The following is an 8,829-nucleotide window of genomic DNA, read 5'->3' as shown; positions in this document are numbered from 1 at the left end:
GGCATAAAAAACCAATTCATGAAAAAGCTCGACACACTGTTGAGTTCTCAAAAGACACCCGCACACCATCCACCACCGTTAAGCAGTGAGCCGGGGCATGTCCACTACTGTACACCCACCAGATCCAAGCGGATCCGAGGGGCCCGAGTAGCTCACCAGCTGGGCCTGTTGACCGGGCCCCTTAGGGGCTTCGTTCTGTCCGGCGCCTCGCTGACAAGAAGAAAGTTACGCGACCCGTTTTCGGCACTGAACACCGCCCCCTGCATGGTGCGCGGCGATGCCTGTGCTAGGCGATCATCACCGCAGGTCGGGCCACATACGGCGTCAGGGCAACGGCTCGATCTCCACGCCGGACAGGTCCATTCCCGCGTACCGCACGGCGTCGCCCGTGACGAGCGGCCAGCCGCGATCGCGGGCGCAGAGCACCGCATGGGCGTCGGCGAGGTCGCCGCCGACGCCGCCGACGGCACGGGCCCGGGACGCGGTCAGCTCGTCGATGACGGTGGCGGGCAGCCGCAGCAGCACCTCGAGCACCGGGTGGTGCTTGTCCCGCAGGAGTGACCAGGCGGCCGCGGCGGACGTGGCGGGCACGGCGAGGACGAGTCCCTCCTCGACGGCGGTCCACACCAGCGCCGCGGCGTAGACGGACGCACCGGAGGCGAACCCGACGACCGCCGACGCGTCCAGTACCCGGCCACCGATCACCGTGCGCCTCCCGGCCCCGCGGGCAGCACTGCGGAGAGGACTCCAGCAACAGCGGTGGACGCGATGGCGACAGTCACGCCGAGACGATGCCCAGATCGCGCCGGACGGTTTCGAGCACCTCGGTGGGCGGGCGGCCGCCGAGCACCCGCTCCAGCTCCGCGAGCGAGCGGGCGCGAGACAGCTGGGTGCGCAACGCCTGCGCGACGAACGCCGACAGGCTCTCCGCGGCTCCGGCCGCCACCGCCTCGCGCGCATCCTCGAGCAGCTCCGGCGGCAAGCTCACCGTCACCCTCTCCGCAGTCATACCGCGAGGGTAGTTCAGTACTACTGCGCAGGCCAGCGGGCTGGCGCAAGACCACCCTCAGGAACCACCACGCACCGCCCGGCGCAGCCGCGGGAGGCGTTCGGACAGCGTGCGCTCGGCCCCGTGCGGCGTGGGCCGGTAGTAGTCCTTCCCGACGAGCCCATCGGGCGGGTACTGCTGGGCCAGCACGCCGTCGGCATGGTTGTGCGGATACCGGTAGCCCACCGCGTTGCCGAGCTTCTCGGCGCCGGCGTAGTGGCCGTCGCGCAGGTGCGCAGGCACCGCACCCGCCATCCCCGCGCGCACGTCGCTCATCGCCTCGTCGATGCCGACGATCACCGCGTTGGACTTCGGTGCCGTGGCCAGGTGCAGCGTGACCTGGGCCAGCGCGAGCCGGCACTCCGGCAGCCCGACGAGCTGCACCACCTGCGCCGCGGCCGCCGCTGCCGGGAGCGCGGTGGGGTCGGCCAGCCCGATGTCCTCGCTGGCGTGCACCATCAGCCGGCGGGCGATGAACCGCGGGTCCTCCCCCGCCACGAGCATCCGCGCCAGGTAGTGCAGCGCGGCGTCGGGATCCGAACCACGGATCGACTTGATGAACGCGCTGATCACGTCGTAGTGCTGATCGCCCGCACGGTCGTAGCGCACGGTGGCCTCGGTGACGGCCCGCTCGACGGCCTCCACATCGATCACCGTGGCGCCCGTGCCCAGCACGCCGTCGGCCGCCGCCTCCAGCGCCGTCAGCGCCCGGCGGGCATCACCGCCGGCGAGCCGGACGATGGCCTCGAGCGCCTCGGCGTCCAGCTCGACCGCGCCGTCGAGACCCCGCTGGTCGGTGACCGCGCGCAGCAGCAGCGCGCGCACGTCCTCCTCGGTGAGCGACTGCAGCTGCAGGATCAGCGAGCGCGACAGCAGCGGAGCCACCACCGAGAACGACGGGTTCTCCGTGGTGGCGGCGACGAGCAGCACCAGCCGGTCCTCGACGGCGCCCAGCAGCGCGTCCTGCTGCGTCTTGGAGAACCGGTGCACCTCGTCGATGAACAGCACCGTCTGCTGATCGTGGTAATCGCGGCGGCGGCGGGCGTCGTCGATGACCGCACGCAGCTCCTTCACCCCCGACGAGAGCGCCGAGAGCGCGACGAAGTGCCGCGAGCCGACGCCGGCCAGCAGCCGCGCGATCGTGGTCTTGCCCGTGCCGGGTGGTCCGTAGAGCAGCACCGACGCCGCCGCGCCACCCTCGACGAGCCGCCGCAGCGGTGCGCCCGCCCGCAGCAGGTGGGCCTGCCCGACCACCTCGTCGACGGTGCGCGGGCGCATGCGCACCGCCAGCGGTGCCGTGGCACGCGCCTGCTGCGGGGCGGGTGCGGACTCCGGCTCGTCGAGCTCGAACAGACCATCGGTACTCATCGCCACCCAGCGTCTCACCGGGCACCGACATCGGCCGAATCGCCCACGACCGTCGGGCCGACGTGGGACGCTGTGCGGGATCGAAAAGGAGCCCGCGATGTCGCTGTCGTGGCCCAGCCACCTCCTCACCCTCGAGGAGTGGGATGCGCTTCCCGAGGACTCGGCGCTGCGTCTGGAGCTCGTGGAGGGTGTCCTGGTGACGTCGCCGAAGCCGTTGTCGTGGCACCAGAAGGCCGCGACCCGGCTGAGCTACCGGATCGACGAGCAGCTGCCCGACGAGATCACGGCCCTCGAGGAGGTCGACGTCCTCGTCACGGTGGAACCGCCGACGATCAGGAATCCGGACGTCCTCGTCACCCGCACCGACCTGTACCTGACCAACCCGCAGCGGTACCGGGCACTCGATGTCCTGCTCGCCGTCGAGATCCTCTCCGCCGGCACCCGGCGCGTCGATCGCGTGCTCAAGTTCTCCGAGTACGCCGAAGCGGGCATCCCCCAGTACTGGATCATCGACATCGGCCGACCCACCACGCTGCTCGCCTACCGCCTCGACGGCGACACCTACCGGTTGTCGGGCGAGTACAGCGGCCACGCCGCCCTCGACGTCGCGGGCCACCCGGTGGCTCTCGACCTGGACGCGCTCATCCGACGCCGCTGAGGGCGGAAGCGAGCCCGTCGCGCGCCGCCACAGTGACGGCCGGCGGCTTGCCCTGCTACGCCCGCGCTGACTCTCGCGCCGACGCCGAGGCCGACGAATCATCTCGACCTGGATAGAATGTCCACCATGTTGCCGGACTGGGCCCAGCCGCACGTCCCCGTCTGCGCGGCGATCGCAGCCCTGTTCACCCCGCACGCGGAGGTGGCGCTGCATGATCTGGGGACCGAGCGGATCGTCGCGCTCTGGAACCCGATCTCCGGCCGCGCGGTGGGCGAGGACTCCCTGCTCGCCGAGCTGCCCGGATCTCCCGACGACACCCCGGTGCTGGGCCCCTACGCGAAGGTGCTTCCCGACGGGAGCGCGTGCACGTCGGTCAGCGCGGTGCTCACCGACGACCGCGGCCGACCGCGGGGCCTGCTGTGCATCAACGTCGACCGCTCGCCGCTGGACCGGATCGCCGAGCTGGCCACCGCACTGCTCTCGGCCCGCACCGAACGCCCGGCCGCCCTGTTCGAGCGCGACTGGCGCGAGCAGCTGACCCTGCGGGTCCAGGAGCTGTGCCGCGACCGCGGCGTGGAGCGCTCCCGCCTCGACCGCACCGCGCGCCGCGACGTGATCGCCGTGCTCGACGCCGAGGGCCTGTTCGCGGTCCGGCACGCGGCCGAGCTGGCCGCACAGGCACTCGGCGTGTCGCGCGCCACCGTCTACGCGCTGCTCAAGGAGACCCGTTCATGATCGCCGCACCGCTGCCGGACTTCCGCCTGGAGCGCTACTTCTCGCGGTGGGAGTTCGCCGCCACCCATCACCTCACGGCCTCGGACGCGGAGACGCTGACGATCCGGGAGCTGCTGGCGCTGGGCACCGACGCCGACCGGGCGGAGTTCGACGAGTTGGGGCTGGGCTACACCGAGACCTGGGGCGGCGCGCGCCTGCGCGCCGCGATCGCCCGCACCTACTCCGGCTGCTCCCCTGCCGACGTGCTCGTCTTCGCCGGCGCGGAGGAGGCGATCTTCTGGACGATGCAGCTACTCGCCGAGCCCGGCCGGCACGTCGTCGTGACGGTGCCCAACTACCAGGCGATGGAGACCATCCCGCGGGCCGCGGGCGCCGACGTCAGCGGGGTGCTGCTCGATGCCGCCGACGGCTGGCGCCTGGATCTCGACGCGGTCCGGGCCGCGCTGCGTCCAGACACCGCGATCGTCGCCGTCAACTTCCCGAACAACCCGACCGGCGCCGTCCCCGACCAGCAGACGTGGCGCGCGCTGGTGGAGCTGTGCACCGAGCGCGGCATCCGGCTGGTGTCCGACGAGGTCTACCGCGGCATCGAGCTCGATCCGGCCCACACGCTGCCCCAGGCCGCGGACCTCTCCCCGACGGCCGCGTCGATCAACGTGATGTCGAAGTCCTACGGGCTGCCGGGGTTGCGGATCGGCTGGGTCGCCTGCCGGGACCACGCCGTGCTGGAGCGGCTGGAGCGCCACAAGCACTACACGTCGATCTGCAGCGCGGGACCGAGCGAGCTGCTCGCCGCGATCGCGCTGGACGCCGGTGCGTGGATCCACGAGCGCAACCGCGGCATCATCGCGGCGAACCTGCCGCTCGTCGAGGCGTTCTTCGCCCGCCACGCCGACCTGTTCGACTGGTCCCAGCCCGACGGCGGGTGCGTCGCGTTCCCCCGCTACCGCGGCGCCGAGGGGGTGGAGGCGTTCTGCCGCGACCTGGTCGAGCAGGCGGGTGTGCTGCTGCTGCCGGCGAGCATCTACGCGTCCGACCTCGCCGCCGGACCCGTCGATCGGTTCCGGATCGGCCTGGGCCGTCGCGACCCGGCACCCGCGCTGGCCGCGTTCGAGCAGTTCCTGACCACGCGCCGACCCGTCCGGTGACGGGTTCGATGACGGGGCCGACGACGGGGCCCCTCGTGCTCGGTCCCGACGCGATCGTCGCTGCCGGCCGCGGTCGACGCCGTGGCGGCCGCGTTCCGGGCGCTCGCCGCCGACGCACTGGTCGTCGCCGTCGGGGCCGACAGCCCCGGCGAGCGCGAGTGTGACACCGCCGTGCTGGAGCGGGCCACGGCGGTGGTCGCCGACGACCGTCAGCAGTCCCGGCAGGTCGGTGAGCTGCAGCACGCCACGTCACCGCTCGAGATCCGCGAGCTCGGCGACATCGTGGCCCGGCCCGGTACGGCGCCACCGTCGGGGATCCGGCTGTGCGACCTCACCGGGCTCGGCGCGCACGACGCCGCCGTGGCGGCGATCGTCATCGGGGCTGGTTGAGCACCTGCTGGGCGAGCTCGAGCCGGGAGTCGTCGAACAGCACGAGCCGCGCCGTCGCCACCCACGTGTCGGCGGCCCGCAGCGCCGTCAGCGCCTGACGGATCGCATCCTGCACCGGCCAGCCGTAGACCCCGGCCGAGATGAGCGGGAACGCCACCGTCGCGGCGCCGAGCACGTCGGCCACACGCAGCGACGCGACGTAGCAGGAGCGCAGCAGCGCCGAGCGGTCGCTGTCGGCCGCGTACACCGGACCGACGGTGTGGATCACCCAGCGCGCCGGGAGCCGGCCCGCTGTGGTGGCCACCGCCTGCCCGGTGGGGAGGCCGTCGCGCAGCGGCCCGGCCCGCAGCTCGCGGCAGGCCGCCAGTACCTCGGGGCCGCCGACCCGGTGGATGGCCCCGTCCACGCCGGCCCCGCCGAGCAGTCCCGAGTTGGCCGCGTTGACGATGGCGTCGACGTGCCGCTCGGTGATGTCGCCTGCCACGAGCTCGATCTGCATGGACACACCTCAGCATGCGACGGCGGGTCCCGGTCGGGTGATGCCCGACGCGGGAACCACCGGCAGGCGCGGCGGGTCACGGGCACGACGCGGGCACGACGTAGGGTCGCCCCGTGCGGCAGATCCTCGAACTGCTGGAGCGCGACGCCCAGCTCAGCCACGACACGATCGCGACGATGACCGGCATCCCGGTCGCCGACGTCAGCGCGGCCATCGCCGCGTGGGAGGCGTCGGGCGCGATCCGGCGCTACCGCGCGGTGGTCGACTGGGACGCCGTCGACGAGGACCCCACGAGCGAGACCGTCACCGCGTTCATCGACGTGGCACTCGCCCCGGCCCGCGGTGTCGGGTTCGACGACGTCGCCGACCGGATCGCCCGGTTCCCGGAGGTGCGCAGCGTCTACCTCGTCTCGGGCAGCCACGACCTGCGGTGCACCGTCACCGGCCGCACGATCCGCGCGGTGTCGGACTTCGTCTCGCAGAAGCTCTCGACGATCGACCGCGTGCAGTCGACCGCCACCCACTTCGTGCTCAAGACCTACAAGCGCGACGGCGACGCGTTCGGTGCGCCGGAGCCCGACCACCGGCTGCGGGTGACGCCGTGAAGGCCCTCAACAGCGTCATCGCGGCCTGCCCGCCCTCGGGGATCCGCCGGTTCTTCGACATCGCCGCGGAGATGGAGGACGTCATCTCCCTCGGGGTCGGCGAGCCCGACTTCGTCACGCCGTGGCGGGTGCGCGAGGCCGGCATCTACGCGCTGGAGCACGGCTACACCACCTACACGTCCAATGCGGGGCTGCCGAAGCTGCGCGAGCTGATCTGCGACGACCTCGCCAAGCGCTACGGGGCCGACTACGCGCCCGTCGACGAGTGCCTGATCACCACCGGGGTGTCGGAGGGGCTCGACCTGGCGCTGCGGGTGCTGCTCAACCCCGGCGACGAGGTGATCGTGCCGGAGCCCTGCTACGTGGCCTACGAGCCGTGCGTCGCGTTCGCGGGCGGCACCCCGGTGCGGGTGCCCACCCGGTGGGAGGACGGCTTCGCCATCGACGCCGATGTCGTCGCGGCCGCGATCACGCCCCGGACGAAGGCGATCCTCATCGGGTCGCCCGCGAACCCGACCGGCGCCGTCCAGCCGCGGGCGGCGCTCGAGGCGCTGGTGCGCCTGGCCGAGCAGCACGACCTGTACCTGATCTCCGACGAGATCTACGACCGGCTCACCTACACCGGCACCCACACCTGCCTCGGCACGCTGCCCGGGGCCCGGGAGCGCACGATCCTGCTCGGCGGGTTCTCCAAGGCCCACGCCATGACGGGCTGGCGCGTCGGCTGGATCTGCGCGCCCGCGCCCGTGGCCGAGCTGTGCGTGCGCGTGCACCAGTACACGATGCTGTGCGCGCCGCACGTGTCGCAGCTCGCCGCCGTCGAGGCCCTCTCGGGTCCCGACGACGACGTCGAGGAGATGATCGCCGACTACGACCGGCGCCGTCGCGTCTTCGTCAAGGGCCTGCGCGAGACGGGGCTGGACTGCCCGGAGCCGGGCGGGGCGTTCTACGCGTTCCCGTCGATCCGCTCGTCCGGGTTGGACTCGGAGACCTTCGCCGAGCGGCTGCTGCACGCCGAGCACGTCGCCGTGGTGCCGGGCAGCGTCTTCGGGCCGTCGGGTGAGGGGCACGTCCGGTGCTCGTACGCCACCGCGCTGCCCCAGCTCGAGGAGGCGCTGGTGCGCATCGACCGGTTCCTCCGCTCGCTATGAGGTCCGTCTGACACCCAGTAGTCGGACGTCAACGCAGCGCAGGTTTCCCACGCCGTTCACAAGGAGGCAAAGCGCGGCAGCCAGGCTCTACGAGCATGAACAGCTGCCCGCTCTGCGCCCTGCCCCACACCCCGACCGATGCCGCCGGCCTGCACTGGAGCAGCCAGCACGAGTCCGACGGCACCATCACGTGGATCTGCCCCACGTGCACCCGCGCCCAGCTCTGGCTGATCGAGGCGCAGATGGTCGTGGCGTCAGCCACCGCTCCGGCCGCCCCCGCCCCGCTGCGCTCGGCGGCCTGACCGGGCTCACGGCCGACGCGCACCCCGTCAGGTCTGCGGTCGGCGCACCAGCTCCGAGACCAGGCCCTGCACGATCACCGGGCCGAGGTCGCCACCGCGGCGCACCAGCCACGGCACACCCTTGAGCACGAGCCACGCCGCCCGCTGCGCCGGCGTCACGGTCCGACCGCCCGCGCACTGCAGGCTGACGGGCTCGACCACGGCGAACCCGGCCCCGCCGAGCAACCCGGCGAACCCCGCCGCGAGCAGCCGGTGCCCGCGCTCGGACGGGTGCAGCCGGTCGACGGCCCACGTCTCCCGCTCGTAGCTCCCCGCCATCGTGTGCAGGTCGAGCACCCCGACACCGCCGGGATGGGCCGATGCGACCGTGTCGACCACGGTGTTGAGGGCCGCGATGCGCCGCAGCAGGGCCTGGCGCAGCAGGGTCGGGAGCCGGAACACCCGCGTGTGATCGTGGTAGCGCAACATCAGCACGTACGCACCCGCGGCCCGCAGCGCGTCGACGATCGCGAACCAGTCGGCCAGCATCCGCGCCGGATCGAAGTCCGAGCGCAGCGTGTCGTTCATCCCCACCGACAGCACCACGACGTCCGGCGCCGCCGCCAGCGCCAGCGGCAGTTGCTCGTGGCGCACATGAGCGACCCGCGCGCCGGTGCGCGCCGGGTTGAGCAGCGTGCACGGCCCCAGCGCTTGGGCGAGCAGCACGGGGAATCCGCGCCAGCGGCCACCGGGCACCGGGTCGCCGAGCCCGACGGGCGTCGAGTCGCCCAGCGTCACCAGGGTGTCGACGCGGCGGCTGTACCGCTCGTCCTCGGGCGACGGCGTGCGGGCGGGACGGGGGCGCGCGACGGCGGGGGCACTGGCCAGCTCGGTCACACCGACACGATCACCGACGCGGGCTCACCTGCGGTGATCGCCCGGTGAC

General features: G+C 72.8%; 12 protein-coding genes. 7 read left to right on the top strand and 5 right to left on the bottom strand.

The genetic code is table 11. The annotated features are described in order from the left end of the window. Positions 1-324: 324 nt before the first annotated feature. The 3 genes from ACFPFQ_RS46070 to ACFPFQ_RS46060 all read right to left on the bottom strand — a co-directional run bounded on the left by ACFPFQ_RS46070 (position 325) and on the right by ACFPFQ_RS46060 (position 2,416). Complete coding sequence (locus ACFPFQ_RS46070; RefSeq protein ID WP_379629640.1) at positions 325-705, bottom strand: hypothetical protein; 381 nt, start codon at positions 703-705, stop codon at positions 325-327. 73 nt (positions 706-778) lie between these two features. Then, on the bottom strand, positions 779-1,009 hold the full coding sequence (locus ACFPFQ_RS46065; RefSeq protein ID WP_379629639.1) for a YlcI/YnfO family protein: 231 nt from the start codon (positions 1,007-1,009) through the stop codon (positions 779-781). Positions 1,010-1,066: 57 nt separating this feature from the next. Continuing rightward, positions 1,067-2,416, bottom strand: coding sequence for a replication-associated recombination protein A (locus tag ACFPFQ_RS46060; RefSeq protein WP_379629638.1), 1,350 nt, complete (start codon positions 2,414-2,416; stop codon positions 1,067-1,069). A gap of 97 nt (positions 2,417-2,513) precedes the next feature. On the opposite strand from ACFPFQ_RS46060, the gene ACFPFQ_RS46055 reads away from it, so the two are divergent. From ACFPFQ_RS46055 to ACFPFQ_RS46040, 4 genes are all read left to right on the top strand, one after another. Then, on the top strand, positions 2,514-3,074 hold the full coding sequence (locus ACFPFQ_RS46055; protein WP_379629637.1) for a Uma2 family endonuclease: 561 nt from the start codon (positions 2,514-2,516) through the stop codon (positions 3,072-3,074). 126 nt (positions 3,075-3,200) lie between these two features. After that, a complete protein-coding gene (locus ACFPFQ_RS46050) occupies positions 3,201-3,809 on the top strand; it encodes a helix-turn-helix transcriptional regulator (RefSeq protein WP_379629636.1) in 609 nt (202 codons plus the stop codon). Continuing rightward, a complete protein-coding gene (locus ACFPFQ_RS46045; RefSeq protein ID WP_379629635.1) occupies positions 3,806-4,957 on the top strand; it encodes an aminotransferase class I/II-fold pyridoxal phosphate-dependent enzyme in 1,152 nt (383 codons plus the stop codon). Before ACFPFQ_RS46050 ends, ACFPFQ_RS46045 begins: the two co-directional genes overlap by 4 nt. Before the next feature lie 81 nt (positions 4,958-5,038). Beyond that, on the top strand, positions 5,039-5,347 hold the full coding sequence (locus tag ACFPFQ_RS46040; protein WP_379629634.1) for a hypothetical protein: 309 nt from the start codon (positions 5,039-5,041) through the stop codon (positions 5,345-5,347). Here the strand turns inward: ACFPFQ_RS46040 and ACFPFQ_RS46035 are convergent. Next, on the bottom strand, positions 5,331-5,846 hold the full coding sequence (locus ACFPFQ_RS46035) for an O-acetyl-ADP-ribose deacetylase (protein WP_379629633.1): 516 nt from the start codon (positions 5,844-5,846) through the stop codon (positions 5,331-5,333). The two genes, ACFPFQ_RS46040 and ACFPFQ_RS46035, sit on opposite strands and share 17 nt — an antisense overlap. Positions 5,847-5,959: 113 nt before the next feature. Between ACFPFQ_RS46035 and ACFPFQ_RS46030 the strand changes: the two genes are divergently transcribed. From ACFPFQ_RS46030 to ACFPFQ_RS46020, 3 genes are all read left to right on the top strand, one after another. After that, the gene (locus ACFPFQ_RS46030) at positions 5,960-6,451 is read left to right on the top strand and encodes an Lrp/AsnC family transcriptional regulator (RefSeq protein ID WP_379629632.1); all 492 of its coding nucleotides are present in this window, start codon (positions 5,960-5,962) and stop codon (positions 6,449-6,451) included. Then, positions 6,448-7,602 (top strand): aminotransferase class I/II-fold pyridoxal phosphate-dependent enzyme, encoded by a 1,155-nt coding sequence (locus ACFPFQ_RS46025; protein ID WP_379629631.1) that lies wholly within the window; start codon positions 6,448-6,450, stop codon positions 7,600-7,602. Before ACFPFQ_RS46030 ends, ACFPFQ_RS46025 begins: the two co-directional genes overlap by 4 nt. Before the next feature lie 95 nt (positions 7,603-7,697). Further along, positions 7,698-7,904 carry a hypothetical protein gene (locus ACFPFQ_RS46020; protein WP_379629630.1) on the top strand — a complete coding sequence of 69 codons (207 nt, stop codon included), beginning with the start codon at positions 7,698-7,700 and terminating at the stop codon, positions 7,902-7,904. Between the two features lie 27 nt (positions 7,905-7,931). Here the strand turns inward: ACFPFQ_RS46020 and ACFPFQ_RS46015 are convergent, their stop codons facing one another. Then, entirely contained in the window at positions 7,932-8,780 is an 849-nt protein-coding gene (locus ACFPFQ_RS46015; protein ID WP_379629629.1) for an SGNH/GDSL hydrolase family protein, read from the bottom strand. Positions 8,781-8,829: the final 49 nt, after the last annotated feature.

This window comes from Pseudonocardia sp. GCM10023141, assembly GCF_042653605.1.
This window is presented reverse-complemented; position numbering and strand designations above follow the sequence as displayed.

Coding starts and splice junctions, on each gene's coding strand:
- ACFPFQ_RS46020 (WP_379629630.1), top strand. CDS start 7,698: ATGAACAGCTGCCCGCTCTGCGCCCTGCCCCACACCCCGACCGATGCC.
- ACFPFQ_RS46050 (WP_379629636.1), top strand. CDS start 3,201: ATGTTGCCGGACTGGGCCCAGCCGCACGTCCCCGTCTGCGCGGCGATC.
- ACFPFQ_RS46060 (WP_379629638.1), bottom strand. CDS start 2,416: ATGAGTACCGATGGTCTGTTCGAGCTCGACGAGCCGGAGTCCGCACCC.
- ACFPFQ_RS46055 (WP_379629637.1), top strand. CDS start 2,514: ATGTCGCTGTCGTGGCCCAGCCACCTCCTCACCCTCGAGGAGTGGGAT.
- ACFPFQ_RS46035 (WP_379629633.1), bottom strand. CDS start 5,846: ATGCAGATCGAGCTCGTGGCAGGCGACATCACCGAGCGGCACGTCGAC.
- ACFPFQ_RS46045 (WP_379629635.1), top strand. CDS start 3,806: ATGATCGCCGCACCGCTGCCGGACTTCCGCCTGGAGCGCTACTTCTCG.
- ACFPFQ_RS46065 (WP_379629639.1), bottom strand. CDS start 1,009: ATGACTGCGGAGAGGGTGACGGTGAGCTTGCCGCCGGAGCTGCTCGAG.